The 26,323-nt window shown below is 57.5% G+C and carries 18 protein-coding genes; 12 read left to right on the top strand and 6 right to left on the bottom strand.

Annotation, left to right across the window (positions count from 1 at the left end; translation table 11 throughout):
- Positions 1–4: 4 nt before the first annotated feature.
- Together FO268_RS01580 and FO268_RS01575 are read right to left on the bottom strand one after the other, a co-directional pair.
- Positions 5–871 (bottom strand): SDR family oxidoreductase, encoded by an 867-nt coding sequence (locus FO268_RS01580; RefSeq protein ID WP_150988627.1) that lies wholly within the window; start codon positions 869–871, stop codon positions 5–7.
- Positions 872–1,024: 153 nt separating this feature from the next.
- Positions 1,025–2,830: an acyclic terpene utilization AtuA family protein gene (locus FO268_RS01575; protein WP_150988624.1), complete on the bottom strand. Its 1,806-nt coding sequence runs from the start codon at positions 2,828–2,830 to the stop codon at positions 1,025–1,027.
- 161 nt (positions 2,831–2,991) lie between these two features.
- Here FO268_RS01575 and FO268_RS01570 point away from each other — a divergent pair, with 161 nt between their 5' ends.
- The 8 genes from FO268_RS01570 (at position 2,992) to FO268_RS01535 (ending at position 15,296) form a co-directional block, all read left to right on the top strand.
- On the top strand, positions 2,992–3,615 hold the full coding sequence (locus tag FO268_RS01570) for a TetR/AcrR family transcriptional regulator (RefSeq protein WP_191966793.1): 624 nt from the start codon (positions 2,992–2,994) through the stop codon (positions 3,613–3,615).
- 255 nt (positions 3,616–3,870) lie between these two features.
- The gene (locus tag FO268_RS01565; RefSeq protein WP_150988618.1) at positions 3,871–4,926 is read left to right on the top strand and encodes a hypothetical protein; all 1,056 of its coding nucleotides are present in this window, start codon (positions 3,871–3,873) and stop codon (positions 4,924–4,926) included.
- A gap of 57 nt (positions 4,927–4,983) precedes the next feature.
- The gene (locus FO268_RS01560; RefSeq protein WP_150988615.1) at positions 4,984–5,994 is read left to right on the top strand and encodes a putative solute-binding protein; all 1,011 of its coding nucleotides are present in this window, start codon (positions 4,984–4,986) and stop codon (positions 5,992–5,994) included.
- Between the two features lie 14 nt (positions 5,995–6,008).
- On the top strand, positions 6,009–8,060 hold the full coding sequence (locus FO268_RS01555) for a TRAP transporter large permease subunit (RefSeq protein WP_150988612.1): 2,052 nt from the start codon (positions 6,009–6,011) through the stop codon (positions 8,058–8,060).
- A gap of 335 nt (positions 8,061–8,395) precedes the next feature.
- Positions 8,396–10,891 carry a S8 family peptidase gene (locus FO268_RS01550; protein ID WP_191966791.1) on the top strand — a complete coding sequence of 832 codons (2,496 nt, stop codon included), beginning with the start codon at positions 8,396–8,398 and terminating at the stop codon, positions 10,889–10,891.
- Positions 10,888–11,379, top strand: coding sequence for a protease complex subunit PrcB family protein (locus FO268_RS01545; protein WP_150988605.1), 492 nt, complete (start codon positions 10,888–10,890; stop codon positions 11,377–11,379). The genes FO268_RS01550 and FO268_RS01545 overlap by 4 nt, the downstream gene beginning before the upstream one ends.
- 116 nt (positions 11,380–11,495) lie before the next feature.
- On the top strand, positions 11,496–13,391 hold the full coding sequence (gene parE / locus FO268_RS01540) for a DNA topoisomerase IV subunit B (protein WP_150988602.1): 1,896 nt from the start codon (positions 11,496–11,498) through the stop codon (positions 13,389–13,391).
- Between the two features lie 129 nt (positions 13,392–13,520).
- On the top strand, positions 13,521–15,296 hold the full coding sequence (locus FO268_RS01535; RefSeq protein WP_150988599.1) for an SLC13 family permease: 1,776 nt from the start codon (positions 13,521–13,523) through the stop codon (positions 15,294–15,296).
- Here the strand turns inward: FO268_RS01535 and FO268_RS01530 are convergent.
- On the bottom strand, positions 15,283–16,578 hold the full coding sequence (locus tag FO268_RS01530; protein ID WP_150988596.1) for an EAL domain-containing protein: 1,296 nt from the start codon (positions 16,576–16,578) through the stop codon (positions 15,283–15,285). The genes FO268_RS01535 and FO268_RS01530 overlap by 14 nt on opposite strands.
- A 571-nt stretch (positions 16,579–17,149) precedes the next feature.
- Between FO268_RS01530 and FO268_RS01525 the strand changes: the two genes are divergently transcribed.
- Both FO268_RS01525 and FO268_RS01520 read left to right on the top strand, forming a co-directional pair.
- The gene (locus FO268_RS01525; RefSeq protein ID WP_150988593.1) at positions 17,150–17,710 is read left to right on the top strand and encodes a cytochrome b; all 561 of its coding nucleotides are present in this window, start codon (positions 17,150–17,152) and stop codon (positions 17,708–17,710) included.
- Between the two features lie 53 nt (positions 17,711–17,763).
- Positions 17,764–18,345: a YceI family protein gene (locus tag FO268_RS01520; protein ID WP_150988590.1), complete on the top strand. Its 582-nt coding sequence runs from the start codon at positions 17,764–17,766 to the stop codon at positions 18,343–18,345.
- A 57-nt stretch (positions 18,346–18,402) separates the two neighbouring features.
- Here the strand turns inward: FO268_RS01520 and FO268_RS01515 are convergent, their stop codons facing one another.
- Together FO268_RS01515 and FO268_RS01510 are read right to left on the bottom strand one after the other, a co-directional pair.
- The gene (locus FO268_RS01515; RefSeq protein ID WP_150988588.1) at positions 18,403–20,040 is read right to left on the bottom strand and encodes a methyl-accepting chemotaxis protein; all 1,638 of its coding nucleotides are present in this window, start codon (positions 20,038–20,040) and stop codon (positions 18,403–18,405) included.
- Positions 20,041–20,153: 113 nt separating this feature from the next.
- On the bottom strand, positions 20,154–20,393 hold the full coding sequence (locus tag FO268_RS01510; RefSeq protein ID WP_150988585.1) for a hypothetical protein: 240 nt from the start codon (positions 20,391–20,393) through the stop codon (positions 20,154–20,156).
- Positions 20,394–20,609: 216 nt separating this feature from the next.
- Between FO268_RS01510 and parC the strand changes: the two genes are divergently transcribed.
- Both parC and serB read left to right on the top strand, forming a co-directional pair.
- Positions 20,610–22,925, top strand: coding sequence for a DNA topoisomerase IV subunit A (gene parC / locus FO268_RS01505; protein WP_150988582.1), 2,316 nt, complete (start codon positions 20,610–20,612; stop codon positions 22,923–22,925).
- Positions 22,918–24,141 carry a phosphoserine phosphatase SerB gene (gene serB, locus FO268_RS01500; RefSeq protein WP_150988579.1) on the top strand — a complete coding sequence of 408 codons (1,224 nt, stop codon included), beginning with the start codon at positions 22,918–22,920 and terminating at the stop codon, positions 24,139–24,141. Before parC ends, serB begins: the two co-directional genes overlap by 8 nt.
- Before the next feature lie 54 nt (positions 24,142–24,195).
- Here serB and FO268_RS01495 read toward each other — a convergent pair whose 3' ends face one another.
- Positions 24,196–26,283, bottom strand: coding sequence for an EAL domain-containing response regulator (locus FO268_RS01495; RefSeq protein WP_150988576.1), 2,088 nt, complete (start codon positions 26,281–26,283; stop codon positions 24,196–24,198).
- Between the last annotated feature and the right edge of the window lie 40 nt (positions 26,284–26,323).

The raw sequence follows: 26,323 nt of genomic DNA, 5'->3' as shown, positions 1-26,323 counted from the left end.
CTCCTCAGTCGTCACTCAAGACTTTAGGCGTGACCGCCCGATGGAAACCGTTAAAGGGCTCATTGTTCTTCGCCTTCGGGAATGGCCAGACCCGTCCCCCCTGAGATGCTGCACCGTCGATCCGCAGGCAATCGCCACTGATAAACGCGGCTCCCGGGCTCAGCAGGAAACAGATCGCCGCACTGACCTCGGATTCAGTGCCCATACGCTTGATAGGCACGTTATCCCCCAGGCTGCGAATCCACTGCTTCATATGCTCCGGGTAGTTATCCATGCCGCTGGACGCAATCCATCCCGGCGCCACAGCATTCACCCGAACCCCTGAGCAACCCCACTCAACAGCGGCAGTCTGGGTAAAATTCACCATCCCCGCCCGCGCCGCACCGGAATGCCCCATGCCGGGCATGCCACCCCACATGTCGGCCACGATATTCACAATCGCCCCACCGGTCTTCGACAGCGCCTGGGTATACGCCTCACGGGCGATCAGGAAGCCACCGGTAAGATTGGTACGAACCACCGTTTCCCAGCCTTTCTGGTTGATGTTCGCCAAGGGAGAGGGAAACTGCCCGCCGGCATTATTCACCACACCATTCAGCCCGCCATGCTCTTCAATAATGGCCTTGACGGTCGCCTTCACCGACTCTTCCTCGCGGATGTCACACACGTGAGCCGAGGCAATACCGCCGTCCTCGGTAATCTCGGCTTTCACCGCCTCAACCTTCTCGGCCTTCCGCCCGACGAGCGCAACCCGTGCCCCTAGCGCGGCCAGTTCATGAGCCGTACAACGCCCAATCCCCGAACCACCCCCAGTAACAATAAAAACCTGATCCCGAAAGAGATCCGGATGAAAAACAGACTGATAGCTCATAATAAAAGGACCTTTTCAAATGTTCGGGCGCTCCGGTGGGAAGGCGTGTCAGGGACCGTCAAAAACATGGATGTTTTTGTCGAGCGTACAGGGACGTATTCACAGCGTGTCCCTGACACGTCTTCCCACCGGAGTGCATGCACCCAAGTCAGATTAATCAAGCAGTTCAGCTCTGACCGGAACAGGAAACTCCAGCAGTTGCTGAGCAAACGCCTTGCCCTGAGGGTCAATCCGCAAGCTGGCAACGCCTCCCCCGCCAAGACTGTGCTCCAGCAGGAAATTGAACGCATTGAACCCGGGCAGTGCCCAGCGAGTAACCCGACCATGCTCCGGGTCCAGTGTATGACCCATCCATTCCGCCACAGCCAGTTCCGTTAACGCCGCCTCAATAAACGGCACAAACTCCGCCTTGCGGGCAATCACCCCGATATTGGTGTGATCGCCCTTGTCACCACTGCGCGCCCATGCCAGCCGGATCAACGGCACAGTCGTATCCGTGGCAGGTGCCGCAGTGCCCGGCGCCTGTTCTTCAAGTTGCCCCGGCTCGAAAGCGCCCTCGGTATCCACATCCACCGTTTGCTTGCTGCCGTCCAGATCCACGGCAACCGAAACTTCCGATTTAGGAACCAGGCATGAGTACAACCGGATCTTCGGCCACACGGTCGGGCGCCCGCCCACAATCCCGGTAATCCCCGGTGCCATACCTGTGGCCGCCTGGGCGATTTCCCGGGAAAACAGCACCAGAGCCTCTTTTTTCACGTGCGCCGTACTGATCTTTACCACTACCTCGCGGCAATCTCCCGTGCGGCCATGGGGTCCGTAGGTGGCTTCGGTGCCCAGCAGTTCGATGCTGGTCTCCGTGTAATCGGGGAGTCCGCGTTCGCTGAACATTCGGGAGGTCTTGGCCAGAATGGCCTCGGCAACGGTCTGCGCTTTGGTTTTCGCGTTCATTCCGGCCAACAGGAAGGTGACCGTGCACTTGAAGCCATCCGGCCAGGTGCCGGACACCTTGTAGCTATTGGTGGGTGACAGGCCACGTGCACCGCTGACACGCACCTGGTCCGCTGCCACCTCCTCAAGGGTGACGTTGGTGAAATCACAGGTCACATCCGGGAGAAGGTAGGCTCTTGGGTCGCCGATCTCGTAGACCAGTTGCTCCGCCACAGTCCCGCGTGAGACCTGGCCGCCGGTGTCGTTCGGCTTGGTCACAATGAAATCGCCATTCCGGGAGACTTCTGCGACAGGGAAGCCCATGTCATCGTAGCCCTCCGCCACCTCTTCCCAGTCCGTAAAATTCCCGCCAGTGGACTGCGCACCACATTCCAGCAGATGTCCTGCAAGGCTGCCCTGTGCCAGCTTGTGGTAGTCGTTCCAGCTCCAGCCAAATTCATGCACCAGCGGCGCCAGTACCAAGGCACTGTCGGCCACCCGGCCGGTAATGACAATATCCGCACCCTGTTCCAGTGCCGCTACCAGCCCGGGGGCTCCGAGATAGGCGTTGAGGCTCACCATCATCGTCGGCATCGGCTGGCCGGTGGTCATCTCGGTGATGCCGGCATCTGCCAGTTGCTTTTTCTTTGACAGCAAGTCGTCACCCAGCACCAGGGCAATCTTCATATCCACGCCAGCTTGTTCGCACAGCGCCTGAAGGGCATCGCGGCACGCCACCGGGTTTACACCGCCCGCATTCGCCAGTACCCGGATGCCCTGTTGTTTTATCTCCCCCAGCAACGGTCCCATAACGGTCTGGACAAAGTCCCGGGCGTAACCCTGGCTCGGGTCCTTCATCTTCTGCCCGGCCATGATGGACATGGTGATTTCCGCCAGGTAGTCCGCCACCAGGTAATCGATATTACCTTTGCGGACCAGTTGGGCCGCGGCGGTTTCAGTATCGCCCCAGAAAGCGGCGGAACAGCCGATGCGGATGGTCTCTGGCCTGGAAAGATCGGAGTCGGGCATGTTTTTCCCTTGTAAATGGAAGCCGCAAAGCCGCTGTTAGAGGCGTATTTTGCGAAGGTTGTCAGCGATTGAATTGACAATACCAAGCAAGCGCTTGGTTTGTAAACAGGCAAAATCAGGATAGAATTGGCTTTACTCTGTTCCCCTGGCTGGAAAACACCGTGAATCAAGACTCTATACTGCGCTCACTGATTGCTGAAAACCTGGTTTCCGACCCCGCCAGTGCTCGCGGGCGGCTCCTTCACGAAGCTGCCAGGCTGTTTCGGGACAAGGGGTATGAACGCACCACGGTCCGGGACCTGGCCGCGGCAGTGGGGATACAATCCGGCAGCCTGTTTCACCACTTTCGGACCAAGGAAGACATACTCAAGGCGGTGATGGTGGAAACCATTCGCCTCAACACCGCATTGATGCAGGCAGCAATGGAGGCGGCGACAACTCATCGTGACAAACTTCAGGCACTCATCCGCGCCGAGCTGGAGTCCATCAACGGCCAGACCGGCGAGGCCATGGCGGTGTTGGTGTTTGAGTGGCGCAGCCTGTCAGAGGCCTCCCAGGCCTATGTGCTGGAACTCCGGGACATTTACGAACAGTTGTGGCTGGATGTGCTGGACGCACTGCGCAAGGATGGCGTCCTGGCTGCAGAGCCGTTTGTGGTGCGCCGCCTGCTCACAGGTGCGTTGAGCTGGACGGTGACCTGGTACCGGCCTGACGGTGGTCTGACATTGGACGATCTGACGGAGCAGGTAGTGGCAATGATGGGGCTGACCCGCGCAGAAAATTGAGTCCGGCCAGGGAATTTTTGCGTGGTGGTACGAATGTATCAATTTTAATGAATTTCAGAAGTCATTGTTTTAAATCAATATAGGTCTTTTAATTTCCCGTCTCTGCGGGCCATTGGCCTGATCGGCATAACCAAATCGGCATTCCAGCCATTTTTGTCAGACAAGATTCGCAGCATTCTTGCCCCTGTCAAAATACGAGCGGGGATTCCACAGATCATCCCCGACCTATAAAAACAATGTAAGACAGGACGAACTATGAACTCCTCACTGGTGAAATCCTTCACGCGCCTTCGCAACAGGGGCTTTGCCCTTCTGGTGTTGACGCTCCTTGCCGGTTGTTCCGCCAACCCCATCTACACGACCACCGGCGTGGTTCTTTCCAATTACTCGGAAGGAGAAGCCACGCCCTACGTGATGCAGATGTCAGATCCTCAAATGGCCTGTGCTCTGGGTGAGGGCGTGGATCCCCTGCTGTACTCTTTTTCCAGGGTAACGGATGCCCCGGAAAGCACCGGTTCCTTGTTGATGCTGTTGGCAGCAAATTGTTCCGAGTACAAGGCCTGGGAAGCGGAGCTTGATTACCTCCGTGCAGATTTCGCCGGCAACGTGCCGTCGGCAAAGGATGCCCGTGAAAAGGCCAAGCGGTTGAACGCTGAAACCGCCAAGCGTCGTTACATTGCCTACCAGAGAGCCATGGCGGCTTACGATTTTGACCCCGCCGCAGAGGAGTTCGAATGCCCGTTCCTGTTTGACGAGCAGGAGGAGCTCACCTTCTTGTTGGGCCTGCTGACCGGGATGCAGGCCATCGTAAATGATGCCAACTCCGGAGCCATTGCTGGTGTGCCCCGCAACATTGCCCCGCAGGCGGAACGCGCCGCTACCTGTGTTGACAACGAGAAGTGGGGCGGACTGCCAAACGCTATCCGCGGACTGGTCTGGCTGTTGCTGCCGGATACCCGTCCCAGTCTGTCGCCAGATCCCTGGGAAGTACTTGAAGACAGCTCACGCCTCGGTGTTGCTGCAGGCATCCGCGCTTCCATGGCTGTTGAAGCCGTTGCCGCAGAGACATTCGGCCGCCCGGAGGTGCTTGAAGAGGTCGTGAAAAGGTTTGCCGAGTCCGAGAACACCATCGTGGTGTGGAATGAATTCCAACTGGTGGATGAAGTGGCCCGCGACGTAATCCAGTTCTCATCCGACAAACACTGGACGGCCAATTACGGCTATCGCACCCCTCGCACTCATTTTGGCCGGATGAGCCCCCAGCGTGAAGGCGAGGAACCGGAAACCATGGATCTGGACGACCTGCTGTAGCGGTCGTCCCTCAGTCTGACAACAAGCCAACAAACACAAGAAACCCGGAGGTCACTTATGATCCGCAAATCCCTTACTGCCCTGTCACTGGTTGTCGCTGCCCCGTTCGCGACGGCTGCACCGGTCAAAATGTGTGTCTTTGACGTGATCGGCGCCAATGGCGATATGTACAACATGGTGAAAGACTATGCGCTGGAGATGAAGGCCCATGGTGTCGACTTTGAGTTGCGGCCATACACCGACGAGGGGGTTGCCGTGGGTGATTTCAACTCCGGCCAGTGCGATGCGGTAGCCGCAACGGATCTTCGTACCAGGCCTTTCAACCGGTTTACCGGCAGCATCAGCGCGGTCGGCGCGCTTCCTACCTATGGCGACCTCAAGACAACCCTGGCGACCCTGGCGCAGCCCAAGGCAGCCTCGCTCATGAAAGAGGGCGATTACGAAGTTCTGGGAATTGTTCCAGCCGGTGCCGGCTATCTGTTTGTCAACGACCGGGGTATCAATACCGCCGGCAAGCTGGCAGGCAAGCGCATGGCAACCCTTGATTACCAGAAGGACGCCATTCACATGGTGAACCACGTGAAGGCGACGGTTGTGCCCTCCGACATCACCAACTTTGCCGGCAAGTTCAATAACGGTTCCGTGGATACGGCATATGCCCCTGCCTTCGCCTACGAGGCCCTGGAGCTCTACAAAGGCATCGGTGATGAGGGTGGTATTGTCGACTACCCCCTTGCGCAGCTGACGATTCAGATCATTGCGCGGGATGAGGTCTTCGATGACGAAACGGCCCAGAAATCCCGCGAGGTGGCCTGGGGCATGTATGGCCAGGCCATGGACCTGATCGAGCGCCAGGAATCCGCGATTCCCGAAGAGCAATGGGTGCGTATCCCCGAAAAGGATATCGAAGGCTACCAGGAGATGTTCCGTGAGAACCGCCTGCAGTTGCGGGATGGTACAGACGGCGCCGAGGAAGTTTATCACCCCAAGATGATGGGCCTGCTGAGCAAAATCCGCTGCTCCAGTAATCCTGGGGCCTCCGAGTGCACAGCGTCTGATCGCGAATAAAGGGCTGAGACTCCATGAACTGGCGAGCATTATCAGCCGCAGGCCCGAAAACGCTGTACCCCGTGCACCGGCTGCACGGGGTTATTCTCCTGCTGCTCCTTATTTTTACACTTCTTCTGGGTATGGGGAACTCACTTCACTCGCGCATGCTGTGGGTGGGTGAGCAAACCTGGCCAAACTACTATCTGCTGGAGCCGGATGCCACGGAACCAACGTGCCAGCTGGTCATGGATATCGATGCGGAGGTTGAAAAACGGGTTGAGGCCTATGAGCCCGACCCGGATGACCTGTTCAGCTCGCCACCCGACTCGGACGCGATCCGCAAATCTCTGGAGAAAAACCTGGCGCTTTGCCAGCAGAAGCATTTCCAGTACCACGAAAACCAGAAGCACGCCACGGACGCGTTGGCTGTGTTCAAGACGGTTGAACAGGGATTCGCGGATTTCCTGCTGGATAACATCGAGCTGACCAAGTTCCTGTTCATTGCCATGTTCGCGATGGCCGCGGCTATTTCCGCCCTGGATGCCGACCATATTGCCCTGAGGCTGCCCCGCAACCGCGCAGAATGGCGCCTGAGCCAGGGCATGCAGTTCGTGGTCAATGGGCTGATGGTGTATTCGTTGTTTTCCTATGTTGGCCGATTGTCCTCATCGCCTGGTTCGCAAGATGCCATGCTGCTGCAGTACGCCTGGGCAGCTGTTTTTGGCCTGTTCATGGCCATCAACCTTGTGCGCTTCCTGGCGGTGCCGGCGCGGATGAAGCCGGGTACGCTGGCAGCCTCCTCGGGCCTGGTGTTGCCACTGTATTGCGCCATGGGTCTGATTGCGATGAGTTATTTCTTCTTCATCGATGGTTACTCTTCTGGCCTGGCCATTTACTTCGGCATGATGACCAACCTGTCGTCCATGTTTATCAATATCGGTCTGTACGTGCTGGTGGGTATGGCCCTCAAGCAGACCAGGATTCCGGAACTGCTGCTGAACGTGATCAAGCCGTACCATTTGCCGGCACCCATGCTGGCCTCGGTGATGATTTTCGCCACGGCGTTCCCCACCGCCTTCACCGGCGCTTCGGGTATATTTATCCTGGCCGTTGGCGGCGTTGTCTATGACGAGATGCGCAAGAGCGGCGCAGGGCGTCAGTTGTCACTGGCAACAACTGCGATGTCCGGCAGCCTGGGTGTAGTCCTGAACCCCTGCCTGCTGATTGTGGTCGTGGCCGCACTGAACAAGGAGGTGACCACATCCGAGATGTATGGCTGGGGATTCTGGGTGTTCATCATGTCAGCCACGCTGTTCTCGGTGGTGGTCTGTAAAACCCAGGGCAACTGGAAACCCCGCCCGGCACCCGGAGCTTTCAGGAGATCCATCGCCGAGCTGCGGCCATTGATACCCTACGCAGTCGTTGCCGCGATGGTTATCCTGGCCATCTGGCTGATCCTCGGGCTCGGGTTCAATGAATACAGTGCGCCGATGATCTTGCCGCTGGTGATGCTGGCATTGGTATACCTTGACTCCGGCAAGGACCATAAGGAGCAGGGGCAATCGAGAGGCCGCGCGTTCTGGATGCGCAGTACGGCTGCAGCCAGCGACTCCGCCGTGCACATTGGTGCCTTGCTGGCACTGATTGGTTTCTCCATTTGCCTCGGGGGTATTCTGGAACGCTCCGACATTGTTCACGCGCTGTTCCCGGAAAACCTGACCAGCCCGTGGGTGGCCATGCTGGTGATCGTGGTGATGCTGACCATCATCGGGATGGTGATGGACCCGTTTGGGGCGGTTATTCTGGTGTCTGCCACCATTGCCCAGCCGGCAATCCAGTTGGGCATCGACCCGCTGCATTTCTGGATTGTGTGTCTGGTGGCGTTCGAGCTGGGCTACCTGAGCCCGCCGGTGGCATTGAACCATCTGCTGACGCGGCAGGTGGTCGGCGAAACCGAGGTGCTGGCGGCCGAGCGTACGGGGTCCTTCTGGCACCGGTATGAGCGTTTGCTATTACCGCTGGTGGTGATGGGGCCCACGCTCCTGACGGCCGCCTTCGTGCCATTGCTGTTTTACGCGTTGTAACCATTTTTCACTATAAAGAAACCGCCTTCGGGGTAACCTGAAGGCGGTATTTTTTTGCATCTGATGAAAAGTTTGCAACGTATTCGATGCTATCAACGTTATTTAGCTATCATGCTGAGGAACAGGGAAGTTGTTCTCGCGAATCCACGATGTCGCTCTGGTGAGTTTATATGTTCCGGATTGTTCCTGTCACAGCTGTCTCAATGTCTTTTGCGCTGCTGCTATCAGCTTGTGGCGGCGGGGGCTCCGGCGGGGGGGGCGATGGGGGTTCCGACGGGAGCACCGAGAACCCGCCTGACGTGGCCGGGGTCATTGATATAGAAACCGGAACGCGTGTGGACTCCGACACTGCGGATGACATCCGCGTTGGTGAAGCGGCGGACAATAGCAGTCCCGGATCTGCCCAGGCACTGCCTTCAGGGGCAATCGCGGGTGGTTATCTCAGTTCCATCGATGGCACTTACAACACGGAAACCCTGGATCGGTTCGATTTCTTCGTGGATACGGAAGATTTTTACACAACCGAGCTATCACCTGGAGACCGGATAGCCGTGCAGGTGTTCTTGTCGCCGGATCAGAGCCAGCCGCTGCCGGACCGAAGTTTACGCATCCTTGAACAACAGGGGGGAGTTCTGACGGAGGTGGCTGCCGATAGTACCTCCTCTGACCTGCAGGCACTGATGGTGACTCTTCCGAAAAATGCCGAGCCCGGTTCCTACCTGGTTGAAGTCAGCACCAGCAATGGCATTCCCTTCCGCTACGTCCTTACGCTCGCGGGCAAGGCCTCCGGCAGTGTCATGAATACCAGCTATGCCGAGCCAGCTTTCATGGTCGACGAAGCAATCGTGAGCTTTGAATCAGAGACCAGCGGCAATGCACTGGTTGCGGCGATGTCGGTGTCTGAACGTCGGGAGCTGGGGCGGGGCGTCTGGCTGATGCGCAGGGATAGCGCCGGAAACCCGGCAGCCATGTCAGCCTCCCAGATAAAGAATGCCAGGGAGGAAACCCTGGGCTGGATCAGGGAGGTTCGTGAGCAGCCCGGGGTGGCCACGGCAGAGCCCAATTATCTTTACACGTCACAGCAAGTTTCGCCAGACAACGACCCGCTCTTCGATCGGCAGTGGAATCTGCCGCTGGCCCGGGCGCCAATGGCTTGGCAGGCGGCCCCCAAGGTGGGGTCGGGCATCGGTATAGCGGTGCTGGATACCGGTATGTTCAGCACCACCCCCGCATCTGGTGGAAACTGGCATCCGGATCTGAATGAAAATGTGCGGTTGATTTCTGGTCAGACCATGGACTACGTGTCCGGGGATCTGGATATCGACGCTGAAGATGATGGTCAGCGTGACAGTAACCCCGCCGACCCTGGCGACGGTAAAGCCACAAGCAGTAACTTTCATGGTACCCACGTGGCTGGCATCGCCGCGGCAGCCGATAACACCCTTGGTATACTGGGCCTGGCGCCCAGTGCGACCATCTATCCGGTCCGCGTCCTCGGTCGTGATGGGGTAGGTTCTTCCGCTGATCTGATAGCTGCGCTGAATTGGGCAGCGGGCCGCAATGAGATCGACGTGATCAACCTCAGCCTTGGTGGTCTGGGGCCCAGTGATGCCCTCAAGAATGCGATTGATGCTGCCTGGGCGAACGGTGAGGGAAAGCTCGTAGTAGCTGCTGCAGGCAATCAGGGCACGGATGAGCCAACCTACCCTGCGGCGTACCCCAACGTGATTGGTGTCGGTGCCGTCGACGGGGGTGCCAAACGCGCCTCCTACTCCAATGTGGGAGAGTCCGTAGATGTGGTCGCACCTGGCGGTGACGCCAGCCGCGATGCCAATCAGGATGGTGTAGCGGATCTGATTATCAGTGCCTGGGGTCGGGATGAAAACGGTAACTTCGAGCCAGGATATGCCGGGCTGCAGGGAACTTCGATGGCTGCGCCTCACGTGGCAGCTGTCTATGCATTGATGAGAGGTGAAGTGCCCGGCATTACCCCGGGGCAATTCCGCAGCCTGTTAAGAAACGGTGATCTGACGGAAGACGTCGGGGAAGCATTTGAATACGGTGCGGGCCTGATAAATGCCCTAGCGGCAATGGACGCGGCACTGGACGGAAACTTCCCGATTACCCTGGGGTCGTCTCCGTCTGCGCTACAGTTCAATTCTGCTGTTCTGAGTGCAGAGCTGGAATTCTCGGTCTATCCGGAGGGAGAACCGGTCACGATCACTGATGTTACCTCTGGCGCGGGCTGGCTGGTGTTGGGGGAAAAACCGACCGCCCCTTCGGAGCCGCTCGTTGTGTCAGTGGAGACAGCGGGCCTTGAGGATAAGCGTTACACCACGGAACTGCAGATCGGATATAGCCCTGATAATGGTGACGCGGGTACGCTCACCGTTCCGGTTTCGCTGCAACTGGGCACCTCCTCAGACGAGCGGGATGCGGGTAGACACTATGTATTGCTAACCAGCGCCGATGACAAGCGTCAGACCATCGAGCAGGTCGTCGTCAGCGCAGATAACGGCCAGTACCACTTTGCCTTTGACCAAGTGGAGCCGGGAGAGTATTTCCTGGTGGCCGGCACGGACACCGACAACAATGGCCTGATTTGTGAGAACGGAGAAGCCTGTGCTGAGTATCCGGTCAACGGGCTGCCTGAAAAAATTGTGATTGGCGACGAGCCTCTCAGCGGGGTAAGGTTAAGTACCAGTTTTCGCCGACCTACTATCTCTGCCCTGGGCCTGCCGCGGGTCGGGTTTGAAGGCTATCGCCTGAAATCCGCTGATGAAAAAGAGCGGGATGGCGTGCCAACTCGCAGCCTGGAGAACCAACGTTGATCAATCGTTTCAGAGATATGACAGCACTGGCGCTCGCTATCGTACTGCTAGCAGGGTGTGCTGTTAATCGTTCGGCGACTGCCACTGGTGCACCGCTGGCAAGGCAGGTCACGGAGTCAGATCATTGCGGCCTGACCGCGCCGGGGCTGGTCTACATAGACAGCGCCAGCGAGCTCGACAAGCTTGAGCGTTTGCCATCCGGCAACCTTGCGATGAAAAAGCTCAGGGCTCTTGATCTGGAAAAGGAGCATCTGGTGCTTGTAGGGCTGGGGCAGAAATCCACCGGGGGCTATGGTTTGACCCTGGCGTCCGCGGAGATAGTTGATGATGTGCTGGAACTGACCCTTGATATCAGGAAGCCTGCCCCCGATGCCATGGTGACCCAGGTGCTCACCACGCCCTGTGCCATCATTGCCATCACCCCCGAAGACTGGGAACAGCTCAGGATATCCGGCGAAGGCCTGGATACGCTTACACGCCAGCGATAACGCTTCTCCGGGGCTGCGCCGCTCCTCACCAGCACAAATCAACCGTTGATCTTTCCCCGTGAATCCCTAAGCTATGGCCCAGCTTAATAACAAACCCGTGGAGTCGTTCCCTTCCCATGAGCCAGAAACTGTACAACGCCGATGCCATCGAAGTTCTGAGTGGTCTGGACCCGGTACGCAAACGCCCGGGCATGTACACCGACACCAGTCGCCCTAACCATCTGGCCCAGGAAGTCATTGATAACAGTGTTGACGAAGCCCTGGCTGGCCACGCCCGTCGAATTGATGTGATTCTTCACAGCGACGGAGCGCTGAGTGTTGAGGACGACGGTCGCGGTATGCCGGTGGATATGCACAAGGAACATGGTGTTCCAGGTGTGGAGCTGATCCTGACCCGCCTTCATGCCGGCGGCAAGTTCTCCCAGGGTAATTATAACTTCTCTGGTGGTTTGCACGGGGTAGGCGTGTCAGTGGTCAACGCTCTGTCTACCCAACTTGAAGTACTGATCAAGCGTGACGGGCAACTACACCGGATGACGTTTGCCGATGGCCACAAACAGACCGACCTTGAGGTTGTGGACACCGTTGGCAAGCGTAACACCGGTACCCGGCTGAAGTTCACACCGGACCCGAGCTATTTCGACAGTCCGAAATTTTCCGTGAGTCGTCTACGCCATAACCTCCGTGCCAAGGCCGTACTTTGCCCTGGCCTGCATATTACTTTCCTGCAGGAACAGACCGGCGACAAGGATGAATGGTGCTACGAAGGGGGGCTGCGCGATTATCTGCGTACCGAGCTGGCAGACATCGAAGCGGTACCTCTGGAGCCCTTCACCGGCAGCTTTTCCGGTAACAAAGAAGCGGTAGACTGGGCCATTCAGTGGCTTCCGGAAGGTGGTGAAGCGGTGATGGAAAGCTACGTTAACCTGATTCCCACCGCCCAGGGGGGCACCCACGTTAATGGCTTGCGCACGGGCTTGCTGGAAGCCATGCGGGAATTCTGCGAGTTTCGCAGCCTGCTGCCCCGCGGTGTGAAGCTGTCGCCCGAGGACATTTGGGAGCGCTGCGCCTACGTGCTGTCTTTCAAGATGCAGGAGCCCCAGTTCTCCGGCCAGACCAAGGAGCGTCTCTCATCGCGGGAAGCGGCGGCGTTTATTTCCGGGGTGGTCAAGGATGCCTTCAGCCTGTGGCTCAACCAGCATACCGACATCGCCGAAGCACTGGCCGAACTGTTTATCAGCAATGCCCAGCGACGGTTGAAGGCCAGCAAAAAGGTGGCCCGCAAGAGAGTGACCTCAGGCCCGGCCCTTCCTGGCAAGCTGGCGGACTGTTCCGGCAGCGACAGCAATCGCTCCGAGCTTTTCCTGGTGGAAGGGGATTCGGCAGGTGGCTCGGCCAAACAGGCCCGTGACCGGGAATTCCAGGCAGTGATGCCTCTGCGGGGGAAGATCCTCAACACCTGGGAAGTGGACTCCGGCGAGATTCTTGCCTCTCAGGAAGTCCACGACATTGCTGTTGCAATCGGAGTAGATCCAGGCTCTGACAAACTTGACGGCCTTCGCTACAACAAGATCTGTATTCTGGCCGACGCCGACTCCGACGGGCTGCACATTGCCACTTTGTTGTGTGCGCTGTTCGTCAAACATTTCCGTCCGCTGGTTGCCGCCGGTCATGTGTTCGTGGCCATGCCCCCCCTATACCGGGTGGATCTGGGCAAGGAAACCTTCTATGCGCTGGATGAGCACGAAAAGCAGGGCATTCTCGACCGCCTGGCGGCGGAAAACCGCCGCGGAAAAATCTCCGTTACCCGCTTCAAGGGCCTTGGCGAGATGAACCCGCTCCAGCTCCGTGAGACCACCATGGCCCCGGATACCCGCCGGCTGGTGATGCTCACCATTGCCGATGGCGACGACACAGACGCCCGTATGGACATGCTGCTGGGGAAAAAGCGGGCATCCGATCGCCGGGTATGGCTCGAGACGTATGGGAATATGGCAGACATCGAAGTGTGATGAGGTGCCAACCGAGGTTGGTAGACGTAGCAGCTATATACTCGTTGGTGCTTTAAAAAGCATCCTTTATTCTTTCTAAGTCTTCAGCAAACTCGCTATCCTGCCCCCTTTTCTCCAGGGGAACACCAGATGGACTGGCAGGGCTGGTTTGCTTTAAGCCTCGCGGGGGTGGCGTTGCTGTTGATGAGTGTCGGGCGTTTTGGTCCGCACCTCGTCATGCTGGGCGTACTCATCGTGCTGAGTGCCAGTGGTATTGTCACTGCTGATCAGGCTCTGGCCGGGTTCAGCAATACCGGCCTGATCACCGTTGTTGCGATGTTTGTGGTAGCGGCCGGTATTCATCACTCCGGTGGCGTGGATCTGGTGGTTAATCACCTGCTGCGTTCTCCCCGCACCGTACGCTCGGCCCAGGCCCGCATTGCGTTTCCTGTGGCGTTGTTGAGCGGCTTCCTGAATAACACCCCCGTAGTTGCCACCATGATCCCGGCGGTTCATGCCTGGTCGCGGAAGATCGGCATATCGCCATCGAAGCTGATGATTCCCCTGAGTTACTCCGCCATTCTCGGTGGCACTCTGACCCTGATTGGCACAAGCACTAACCTGGTGGTAAACGGGCAGTATCAGCAGTTAACCGGGGAAGCGGGCTTTTCGATTTTTTCCATTACGGCTGTCGGGTTGCCGGTCGCAGTGATTGGTGTCGCCGTGATGCTTCTGGTGCTGCCACGGGCATTGCCCGACCGCAAAGACCAGCAGAAGTTTGGCTCCATGCGGGAGTTTACCCTGGAGGTGGCCGTTGCCTTTGATGGCCCGTTGGTAGGCAAAAGCGTTGGTGAGGCTGGCCTGCGTGAGCTGGAACGGCTTTACCTGGTCGAGATCGAGCGGGATGGCAGTGTGGTCACCGCCGTGCCCTCGGAGGAGCGTCTGCGGGGAGGTGACCGGCTGGTGTTTGCCGGGGATACCCAGGCCATTTCCGATCTGCTGCGCATCAATGGCATTGTGCCGTCGGTTCATGATGATGAGCCCAGCCTGAGCAAAGACCGCGCAGAGCGTCGGCTGGTGGAGGCCGCGTTATCACCCCGGTCCGAAGTGCTTGGGCTGACCATCCGCGATGCCCGCTTCCGGGATCGATACGGTGCTGTGGTACTGGCGGTCGCGCGAGGTGGTGAGCGGGTGTCGGGTAATCTGGGTAATATTCGTCTGAAGACCGGGGATGTGTTGCTGCTTGAGGCCCGCCCGGCGTTTGTCAGCCGTCAGCGGTACGCCAAGGACTTCCTGTTGATCAATGATCTGGAAACCGAAACGCCCCGTCACGATCGGGCGTATCTGTCGTGGGGCATATTGCTGGTGCTGGTGGGTGCCGCGGCCTTCGGTGTATTGAGTATGCTCAACGCCGCGCTGATGGGTGCGGCGTTGATGGTGCTCAGTGGCTGCTGTTCGGTTGGTCAGGCACAAAAAGCGGTGGACGTACCCGTCATGCTCACCATCGCAGCTTCTTTTGCACTGGGCGCGGCCTTGCAGGAAACGGGCGCAGCGGCGTTCGTGGCCGAGGGAATCCTGAATGTCAGCAGTGGCCATCCGTTGCTGACGGTCCTGCTGGTGTATTTTTCCGTGTCGGTACTCACTGAAGTGATCACCAACAACGCTGCAGCGGTGTTGGTGTTGCCCATTGTGCTGTCGATGACCGCCTCCCTGGGTATTGCCTCCGAGCCTTACGTCATTGCCGTTATGATGGCGGCCTCGGCCAGTTTCGCCACGCCCCTTGGATACCAGACCAATATGATGGTCTTCGGCCCGGGTGGTTACCGGTTCATGGATTTCGTGAAGGTGGGCCTGCCAATGAACCTGTTTATCGGCCTGGTCACGGTGGGCGTGATTTCCCTGGTTTACGGAATCAACCTTTCCTGACGGCGGTTTCTGTTGGGTTGGCCAGAACGTCGCAGCAAAGTACTCTCAGCTGTCCGTTGTGATAATAGCCCAGGGACAGGGTGACACACATGTAGGCACCGGTAATGCAGAGGTAGGGGGCCGTCACCTGCAGGTAGCCTGGCAGGGCGATAGCCTGCCGCAGATACTGCTGGCGATACCAGTCTGCACTGGTGGTGCTTTCCAGGGGACGAAAGCGAGGATCCAGGTTGCTGGCCATGGCATCTGAAATCAGGGTGTCGTCGATCTGAATGCCGCTTTCATCCACCAGATAACATCGTGACACCGCCGGGTGATTCAGCAGGGTATTGCAGGCTTCCCTCATCATCATGCCCTGGCTGAGCCTGTCCACTGCATTGCGGAAGAATCCCTCAAAAAAGGACGTCAGCTGTTGGGTCGGGTCCTGCGTTATCCGGTTCTTGCTCTTGTAGTCTTTCAGCAATCCGTCCAGATCGGTCACTTCGCCGGGTATGTCCGCCAGTGAGATGCTGGGCTTGCGGAAATAGAAGCCCTGTACAAAATCGACCCCCGCATCGATGGCAATCATGGCCTGGTGATGGGTTTCCACGCCTTCCAGGAGGACCAGACATCCGGACTGGTGGAGCAACGAAACAATACCGTTAAGGATCTGCCTGGCTTTGCGGTCATCTGTGGCACGGGTCAGCAATTTGCGGTCGAGCTTTACAATGTCGGGTGACAGGTTCCAGATGCGCTCGAAATTGGAGTGGCCAGCGCCGAAATCATCAATGGCGGTCAGGCACCCCAGTTGCTGGTAATAAGCTACGGTCTCCCGCAGCCGTTCGGCGTCATCAGTGGGCTGTTCAACAATTTCCATTACGATACGGTGTGGGGGCAGCCCGGTTTTTTTCAGCAATTCGCCGAAAAAGGAATCAGCCCGGTTGCCGGCAGACACCACGCGGGGAGAGACGTTGAGAAATAGCCAGTTAAGCTGGTCCTGAAAGGTTGAATAGTTACGGATGTGCAAGTAGCGGCAAAGGCGATCCAGCAGCAGGTTTTCCGCCTCAGATGCTGGCAGTTCAAACAGGTGTAGCGGGAGCACCGCGGCATTATCCGGGTCAAAGGCGCGAATCAGTGCCTCGTAGCCGACAATGCGTTTGTGGGAAATGCTGAAAATGGGTTGTAACGCAGTTCGCAGCGTCAGGCCCTGATAATCGGCCGTCCATGATTCGCCCTCCCTGGTCAACATAGGCGACAGCACGTCCAGTTCCGGTGCGGTCAACTCTTCTGGGAGGGTTCGCGACATAGGCCTTCGGGGTCCGGATATACGAAAACACCGGAAGCACCCGCTGGCCCTTCCGATCTGTCAATCCAGGCTGCACCTTGCTGATTTTGGTGGAAATTTAACCAGGGTGCGCAGGATTATGGTTCCAGACGGAAGAGTGCCAAAACCGACAGATTATTGCCACTATTTCATGTAAAAACAGGCAACGTCGAGTAACAGCGCACGGAAAAGGCGCCTAAAAAGAAGGTATAGACGGCTCCGCCGGGAGCCGCCTGAAATCAGTTATTGCTGGGAACGACAACTGATTCGTCGAATTCAATTTCCATGTTACTTCCTCTCGTTCAATGAGTGACCCGAACCGGGTATTCAAGATATGTGTAAATTCTATCTTTGCCATGGTTTTCTACAATCCGTAGAACCCGTATCAGACCAAAGGTATAAGGGAAAGTACGAGCTAAAGACCGGGAAACCCTTTGGTCAGAATTTCTGACCTATGTATGCAAAACATTTCGATTGGTTTTAGGGGCGCCTGTTTCTACACTGCTTTCAGGTTCTAGAGGCAGGGGTCGGGGCGTTGAAAACGGAGATCACTATGCAGGTACGCAACACGGCCAACAGGTTTGGCATTGTCGCCATCAGTATTCACTGGCTTGTTGCCATCGCTGTATTCGGCCTTTTTGGCCTTGGCTACTGGATGGTGGGCCTGTCCTATTATGACGACTGGTACCGCACCGCCCCCGATATCCACCGGAGCATCGGTATTCTGTTGATGATGGTCATGGTGCTTCGGCTCGCTTGGCGTCTCGTTAACCCGGTGCCGCGCCCACTACCCAGTCACAGCCGCTTCGAGGTGTTGGCAGCACACGGGGCCCACCTGCTTCTATATGTTTTGATTTTTGTGGCCATGATCAGTGGTTACCTTATTTCCACCGCGGACGGCTCTTCCATCAGTGTCTTTGACTGGTTTGAAGTGCCTTCAGTGACGGGCCGGATCAAGGGTATGGAGGATACAGCTGGCCTGGTTCATTACTGGGTAACCTGGGCCGTTGTTGTGCTTGCCGGCCTGCACGGCCTTGCGGCCATCAAACACCATGTGATTGACCGGGACGACACCTTACGGCGTATGCTGGGTACGAATCGTCATCAAAACTGAACTGAGTAATGTCTACAATTGCGCCTTAGGGCTTTTTCAACAAGGAGATGAACATGAAAAAACTGCTGCTTGCATCCGCTGTTTCACTCACGATGGCTGGTGGCGTCCAGGCATCGGAGCATAGCGGAACTTATGCCTTCGACACCAAAGGCGCACACCAGTTTGTTACCTTCAAGATTTCCCACCTGGGTTACAGCTGGCTTTATGGCCGGTTCAATGACTTCGACGGCCAGTTTGTCTACGACGCAGAGAACCCGGAAAACAGTTCGGTGAAAGTGACCGTCGATACCTCCAGCGTTGACTCGAATCATGCTGAGCGGGACAAGCACCTGCGTTCAGAGGATTTCCTCCATGTCAGCGAATACCCCGAGGCGACCTTCAAGAGCAAAAGGGTGGAAGTAGACGAGGAGGGCGAAGCCGACATTATCGGTGACCTTACTCTGCGTGGCGTGACAAAAGAGATCACCCTTGACGTGGAAATGCTGGGCCACGGGGACGACCCCTGGGGTGGCTACCGTATGGGTTTCGAGGCGGAAACCGAATTCAAGCTTTCCGACTTCGGCGTTCCCATGGACCTTGGCAAAGCCTCTGAAACGGTCGAAATGATCATTTCGGTGGAAGGCATCCGCCAGTAACGGTCCTCGTTCGCCCCCTCTCGCGGAGAAGCCGGAGATGGGGCGAGTTCTCCCTGTTTATACCTTGAACCTGCCCGTCTGTTGTTCCAGCTCTCTGGCATAGCCATCCAGCGATTTGCTTATACGGTCGATGCTACCTGACCGGTCCAACCCTTCAAACGCCAGGTCATTGATTTCCGTAACGCTGCGGTTAATCTCGTCGACCACTTGAGTCTGCTCTTCTGTGGCCGACGCGACGCTGGTATTCATATCGCTGATATCCGCCATCGACTCAAGAATGCCCTGAAGCTCAGCCTCGGCTTCAGTCGCAAGTTTTTCGGTTTCCACTGCTTCCTTGCTTCCGGTTTCCATCACCGCCACGATATCGGCAACGCCGGTCTGCAGCGCGGTAATCATGGTCTGTATGTCTTCAGTTGATTTCTGGGTTCGTTTGGCCAGCGTGCGCACTTCGTCGGCAACCACTGCAAAGCCCCGGCCCTGTTCCCCGGCGCGGGCTGCCTCTATAGCAGCGTTAAGCGCCAGCAGGTTGGTCTGGTCGGCTATTTCCCGAATAACATCCAACACCGAGGTTATGTTTTCCGAATCCTGGGAAAGCTTGCGTATAACCTCCACAGCTTTGGAGATCTGGGCAGCCAGGCGTTGTACCTGAACCGATGAGTTGCGGATGATGGTCGCTCCATTACGCCCCTTCTCCTGGGCGTGTCTGGTGATGTCGGCGGCGCGAGAGGCATTGCCCGCCACCTCCTCAATGGCACTTTGCATCTCGTTGATGGCCGTTGCGACCATGGAAATAGCATCGGTTTGCCGTGTGACTCCATTACTGTTGTCATGGGCAGTCGAGGACAATTCAGTGGCACCTTCGCCCAGCTGTTTGCTCAGATTCTGGATGGAGCCGATCATGCCCTGAAGGTTTTCAAGCACGTGATTGAAACTTACGGCAAGCTTTCCGAGATCGTCGTCCATTTCAACGGGAACACGCTGTGTGAGATCTCCTTCCCCCTGGGCGATGTTGTCCAGTTGTTTCCTTAGCACGCTCACAGACTGAATAATCATTCGAAGAATTATCACGAACAGCAGAAGACCAATGATGAGGGCGCCGGCCGTTATCGCCAGTATAAAAACGGAACTGGCCAAGCCTTCGTCCGATGCTTCGCGGGCAGTGATCTGAGCCTGCTCATCGGCATGGATCCCGACACTGTCAAAATAGTCCCGTAGCTGGCTGAAGGCCTGATTGCTCTGGCCAATCAACAATTGGTGGCCCGCGTAGGGATCGCCTGCCTGCGCGATCTCCATGGATTGACGGGCCGAGTTCAGCCAACGGTCGTAGGTGCTGCGAAATCCCTCTGTTATTTCGGCAACGCCGGTGCCGCTCAGGCGCTCGACGGCCGCGTTCATTCTGTCCAGTGCCTGGCTGGCATTTTCTTCGAAATCCGCCATGTGCCGAGCGGGGCGTTCGTCATTCTCGGTGGCGCTGATGAAGGACATCTGCGCGACCAGGGCCTGGTAAAGGTCGCGATCACCGTTGAGGGCTTCGCTTACGGCGGGAAGATAGCGGTCGGAAAGCGTGTCGGTGTCAGAAACCAGGTTCCGCGCCGTCAGGACGCTGAAAAGACCTATGACAATCAGGGCGATGGCGGAAACTGCAAAAGGTAAGGCGACTTTGGCTCTCAGGCCCAGGGAGTTTCTTATATTCATCTTTTCATCCTGACTTTTCGTTGCAGCGTAGTGCATTAAGTCAGGATAGCACCGGGAAGGAGCTCATCATTGTTGATAAGTGTAACGCTTGATAGTGTCTGGTAAATGACGGGTTAATAGGTGTCAGTGGAGCCGTGGCCGGGCTCCCCGTTGCGGCAAAGGTGGCGCTGACGCCAGAACTGACCGAAAAAGATTACCAGGCCGATTAGCAGTCCTGCCCAAAGATAGGGTTCAGCAAGTTGGAACGTGCCGCTTATGGCGAACTCCACCAACAGCATGAGGGCCAGAGCAAGAACTGCATTCACCACGGCCGTGATCATGGCCTGCCCGCAGGCTTTCAGGTTGGGTTTCATAGTTCTCCACTCTCGGATGTCGTGAAACGGGTCATCGTTTTACTGATTGCGAGCATACGGCCAGGGTTAATATCTCTCCATGCGGGAATTCCGCTATTGGAAATCCGACAGGGTGTTGGTGTATCTGTCCCCGCCTCCATATAATGTGCCCTTCGGCTGCCGCCCGGGTAGCCACCGGAATTCATATCACGCAAGTCACGCAACAAAGGGGCATCCATGCCAGAGTTTCAGACCACGGATGAAGGCTTTGAGCGGGTTTCATTGAGGGACTACACCGAGAAGGCCTACCTTGATTACTCCATGTACGTCATCCTCGACAGGGCCTTGCCCAACGTGGGTGATGGCCTGAAGCCGGTTCAGCGCCGGATCATCTACGCCATGTCCGAGCTCGGCCTGAAGTCCACGTCGAAGTACAAGAAGTCCGCCCGAACGGTGGGTGATGTTCTGGGTAAGTTCCACCCCCATGGTGACAGTGCCTGCTACGAAGCCATGGTGCTGATGGCGCAGCCTTTTTCCTACCGGTATCCGCTGGTCGATGGCCAGGGCAACTGGGGCGCGCCCGATGACCCCAAATCGTTTGCCGCCATGCGTTACACGGAATCCCGCCTGGCCAAATTTGCGGATGTGCTACTCAGCGAGCTGGGGCAGGGCACAGTGGACTGGGTGCCTAACTTCGATGGCACCATGGATGAACCGTCGGTGTTGCCCGCCCGGCTGCCCCATGTGCTTCTGAATGGCACCACTGGCATCGCGGTGGGTATGGCGACCGATATACCGCCCCACAATGTCCGGGAAATCACCGCCGCCTGCGTTCGTCTGCTGGAACAACCGGAGGCCACCACAGATGACCTGTGTGAACACGTCAAGGGCCCGGATTTCCCCACTTATGCCGAGATTATTACGCCCCGCAAGGATATCCGGCAGATGTACGAAACCGGGAAGGGTTCGCTGCGGATGCGCGCACGCTGGATCAACGAGAGTGGGGAAATTGTGGTAACGGATCTGCCCCACCAGGTCTCCGGCAACCGGGTGCTGGAGCAGATCGCCCAGCAGATGCAGGCCAAGAAGCTGCCCATGGTGGCGGACCTGCGTGACGAGTCAGACCATGAGAATCCGACCCGGCTGGTGATTGTTCCCCGCTCCAACCGGGTAGACCAGGAAGGGCTGATGGCTCACCTGTTTGCCAGTACTGACCTGGAGAAAACCTACCGTGTCAATATCAACGTCATCGGCAACGATGGCCGCCCGGGCGTAAAGGGCCTGCGGGTAATGCTGACAGAGTGGCTCAGTTTCCGCCGCACCACGGTCACCCGGCGTCTTCAGCATCGGCTGGACAAGGTGCTGGCACGCCTGCATATTCTTGAAGGCCTGCTGGTCGCCTACCTGAACATCGACGAAGTCATTGCCATCATCCGCTATGAGGACAAACCCAAGGCGGAACTCATTTCCCGCTTCGGGCTGTCGGAAGAGCAGGCTGAAGCCATCCTCGAACTTAAATTGCGCCACCTGGCCAAACTCGAGGAAATGAAAATCCGTGGTGAACAGGACGAGCTGGCTGCCGAGCGGGACGAGCTCCAGGCCATTCTGGGTTCGGAAGACCGCCTGCGGGAACTGATCAAGAACGAGCTGCTGGCGGATGCCGAGACCTATGGGGATGACCGCCGCTCACCGATCGTTGAGCGCAGCGAAGCAAGGGCCTTCAGTGAAACTGAGCTGGTCTCCAATGATCCGGTGACGGTAGTGCTGTCTGAGAAAGGCTGGGTCAGGGCGGCCAAGGGCCACGATATCGAACCGGAAGGCCTCAGCTACAAGGCCGGCGATAAGTTTGCCATGGCCGCAAAAGGGCGCAATAACCAGCAGGCGGTGTTCCTGGATTCCACCGGGCGGGCCTATTCCCTGGTTGCCCATTCGCTCCCTTCTGCCAGGGGGCAGGGCGAGCCATTGAGTGGCCGTATCAATCCGCCTTCGGGGGCGTCCTTCTCGGGGCTGTTAATGGGGGACCCAGCTCGCAAGGTGTTGCTTGTCACTGATGGTGGCTATGGGTTTGTGACCTCCCTGAACGACATGATTAGCAAGAACCGCAACGGCAAGGCGGTGGTCTCGGTGCCGAAAGGGGCCGGTATTATGCCGCCGGTGGCGGTGCCTGATTCAGAGAAACCGCTTTATCTGGGCGCCATTTCCAATGAGGGCCGGATGCTGGTGTTTCCTCTGAGTGAGTTGCCGGAATTGTCGAAGGGCAAGGGCAACAAGATCATCAGTATTCCTTCAGCGCGGGTCCAGAACCGGGAAGAATATGTGGTTGCCGTGGCCGTGTTTGCCGAGGATGACCAGCTCGAAATTCGCGCCGGCAAGCGCAAGATGGGGCTGCAGTTCAGTGACCTGGAGCACTACCTGGGTGAGCGCGGACGTCGCGGCCATAAACTGCCTCGCGGGCTCCAGCGGGTGGATGCTATTGATGTCATCCAGTCGGCCAGCAACGCTGCTGAAGCCGCTGAGGCAGCCAATGCAGAGGAGCAGCCTGACAGTGAGTGAGCTGGTACTGATTAACGTATCGGGGCGCGACAAGCCCGGTCTGACGTCCGAGATCACCGGTATTATGGGGCAGTACGATGTACGGATTCTGGACATCGGCCAGGCGGTGATCCATGACCACCTCACCTGGGGGATCCTGATCGAAATTCCTGATGAGTCCAAGTCCTCGCCGGTGATTCGGGACCTGCTGTTCCGGCTGCATGCGCTGGACCTGCAGGTGCGCTTTGCGCCGATCACCATTGAGGAATATCAGCAGTGGGCGGAGGGCCGCAACCGGGCCTGCTACATCGTCACGCTGCTGTCGAGGGATATCAAGGCCGAGCAGATTGCACGGGTATCAGCCATTACCGCGCGCCACGGTCTGAATATCGATAATATAAGTCGGCTCTCGGCCCGGCCGTCGTTGAATTCTTCTGAGAACCGCATTGCCTGTGTGGAGTTCTCTGTCAGGGGTACACCTTCTGATCTGGAACAGCTGCGCTCTGACTTCCTGCACATTGCCGCTGAAATGAACGTGGATATTGCCTTCCAGGAGGATTCCATTTTCCGGCGCAATCGACGGCTGGTGGTGTTCGATATGGATTCCACGCTGATTGATGCCGAGGTGATTGACGAGCTGGCTCTGGAAGCCGGTGTAGGTAGCCAGGTAGCGGAGATTACCGAGCGCGCTATGCAGGGTGAACTGGACTTCAGCCAGAGCTTTGCAGAGCGCCTTGCGCTGCTCAAAGGCCTGGACGAATCGGTCCTGGAAGGGATTGCCGCCCGCCTGCGACTGACTGAGGGTGCGGAGCACCTGATCCTCAGCCTGAAGTCACTGGGCTACCGCACAGCCATTCTCTCCGGGGGCTTTAGCTATTTTGCCCGTCATTTACAGCAGAAGCTGGGTATTGATTACATTTACGCCAACGAGCTGGAAATCGAGAATGGCAAGGTGACCGGTCGAGTTGCGGGCCAGGTTGTCGATGGCAAGCGCAAAGCGGAACTGCTTCTGGAAATTGCGGAGCGTGAGCACATCTCACGGGAACAGGTCATTGCGGTTGGGGACGGGGCCAATGATCTACCGATGCTGAGCCAGGCTGGTCTGGGTGTGGCCTTTCGGGCCAAACCGCTGGTAAAAGAGTCGGCCCGCCATGCCATTTCTACGCTGGGGCTGGACGCGATCCTCTACCTGATCGGATTCAGAGAAAGCGACAGTCTTCAGGCCGCGAAGAAGTAACCAGCACAGAGGCCCGGACGGGCGAGTAGCCGGCCGGGCCTCTGTGATGGCTGGTCAGTGGTCGCCGAAGTCGTAGTTCATTTCCGGAACCGGGGCCTGCAGGTAGTAACCCTGGATATAGTTCACACCCGCCTGCCACAGCGTGGCGAGCACGCCGGCGTTTTCTACCAGCGGTACGATGGTCAGCTTGCCGGCGCTTTGCAGGCTCTTGACCATCTCCTTCACCTCTTCCTTGGCCTCGTCCTTCTTCTGCAGTTCTTCGGTGAACGAACCGTCGATCTTCACGTAATCCACATCGATATGCTTCAGGGTGTTGAACGGGTTAAGTGCGCATCCGAACTGGCAGATGGAAACCTTGGCGTGCAACTCATGAACGGCTTTGGCGAAGTCCTTGGCCTGCTTCATGAAATTGTTGGCGTCGCCTTCGCGAATCTGGAAGATCAGTGAGTCACCGGGCAGGCGGGCTGCTTTCAACGCCACGCTGAGCCAGGGTGTGAAGGTCTTGTCTTCGAGAGTCTCGGCCGTGATGTTCAGGAACAGTCGGGTGTCATGGCCCCGTGACCGGTGGCTGGACAACTGCTTGATGGTTTGCAGGATCACCCAGCGGTCAATCTTCAGAGCCATTTCAGAGGGGCCGACCGGGGGCAGGAAGTCGTAGGGAGAGACCTCTTCGTCGTCCTTGTTCAGCATCCTGACAAAAGCTTCGTAGTGTTCCTCGCCTTCACCACGGAGATTGATGATTGGCTGGAACAGCAGCTTGAAACGATTGTCATCCAGCGCCTTCTGTATGGCATCGGCCGAATTGCTCTCGTCCATCGTTTCGAAATCGGCGGGATTGTAGACCAGCACGCCGTTGCCCTGCTCGTGGCCGGCTTTCTTCTTCAGCTCAGACGAGGCGGTATGAGCCCGCCCCATCAGGTCAGGAGCCTTGGGTGCGTTTTCGGTAATGGCTGCAACCCCGATGCTCAGGGTCAGTTGCACCGTGCGGCCGTTGATATCAAACAGGTGGTCCTCCACCTTCTTGCAGATCGCCTCACACAGTTCCGCCAAGGCTTTTTCTTCGCAGGGCTGACAAAGCAGGCAGAAAGCATCATCGCTCAGGCGGGCGAGAATCATATTCTCGGGCGCCTGCTCCTTGAGCAGCGTGGCCAGATCGCCAAGCATAAGGTCGGCGCCGGCTATACCAACCTGGCCTTTGAGGCTCATGAAATTATCGAGAGCGATGTAGGCCAGGGCGCCGCTCTGGTTGTCCTTGCCTGCTTTTGCAATCGCCTGGCCAAGGGCGTCCATCAGGTATTGCCGGTTGAACAGGCCGGTCAGCAGATCCTGGCTGCTGATCTGGCGAATCTTCTCCTCCAGCTCACCATCGCTGTGTTCCGGCTGGATGACAATCTGGGTGCAGATCTCGCCGTCATAGGTGGCGGCAGACACCGACATGGTTACGTTCAGTTCCTGGTCATCGCTGCGGCGGGCGACGCAGTTCATGGTCATGCCGTCTTCACCACTCTCGGCAAAGGACTTCATGAACTCCTTGTACTTATCCTGGCTTTCCGGGGTCAGGGTATCCAGTACCGGTATGCATATCAGGTCGTCGATATCGTCGTAGCCAAGAAATTCCATATATGACTGGTTGGCGTATATATGCATGCCATCGTTGATATAGGCAATGGCGTCCTTGGAGCTTTCGAGCAGTAACTGGCAACGCTGCTCGGCTTCACGCAGGTGTGATTCCAGGGTCCTGCGCCGTCTACGATCCTCTAGCGCACCAAGCTCGCGGTTAACCACCAACACCAGTTGATCGGTGTTCTCAAAGGGCACCGCATCGTGGGCCCCGGCTTTCATGACAGCGACCGTGCGCTCGCGGTTGAATTCAGTGGTCAGCAGTATGGACGGGATGTCCTTGTCCATGCGGCGAATCATGGCCAGCGCGCCGTCTGGCCCGAATTCCTGTTCCACGTCGTCCCGCGCCAGTAACAGGTCCCAGTTTCCTGCCTTCAGGGTTTCCTCAAGATCTTCCTCGGACGTGATGCGATGAGCGCGCGTGGCCTTGCCAGAGTTCCGGAGCAGGCTCACAAGCGTCTCAGCGTCGTTTTGTGAGGGGTCAAGGATCAGCAGGTGTACGGTTGCGTTCTTTTTCTGCATTCGTCAGGTGTCTCGTGGTACGCGTTGGCTGTGCCGGCTC

Source organism: Marinobacter denitrificans (assembly GCF_008795955.1).
In the GTDB taxonomy this organism is placed as follows: Bacteria; Pseudomonadota; Gammaproteobacteria; order Pseudomonadales; family Oleiphilaceae; genus Marinobacter; species Marinobacter denitrificans.
The sequence above is the reverse complement of the archived record's forward strand: the minus strand, read 5'-3'. Positions and strand labels throughout refer to the sequence as shown.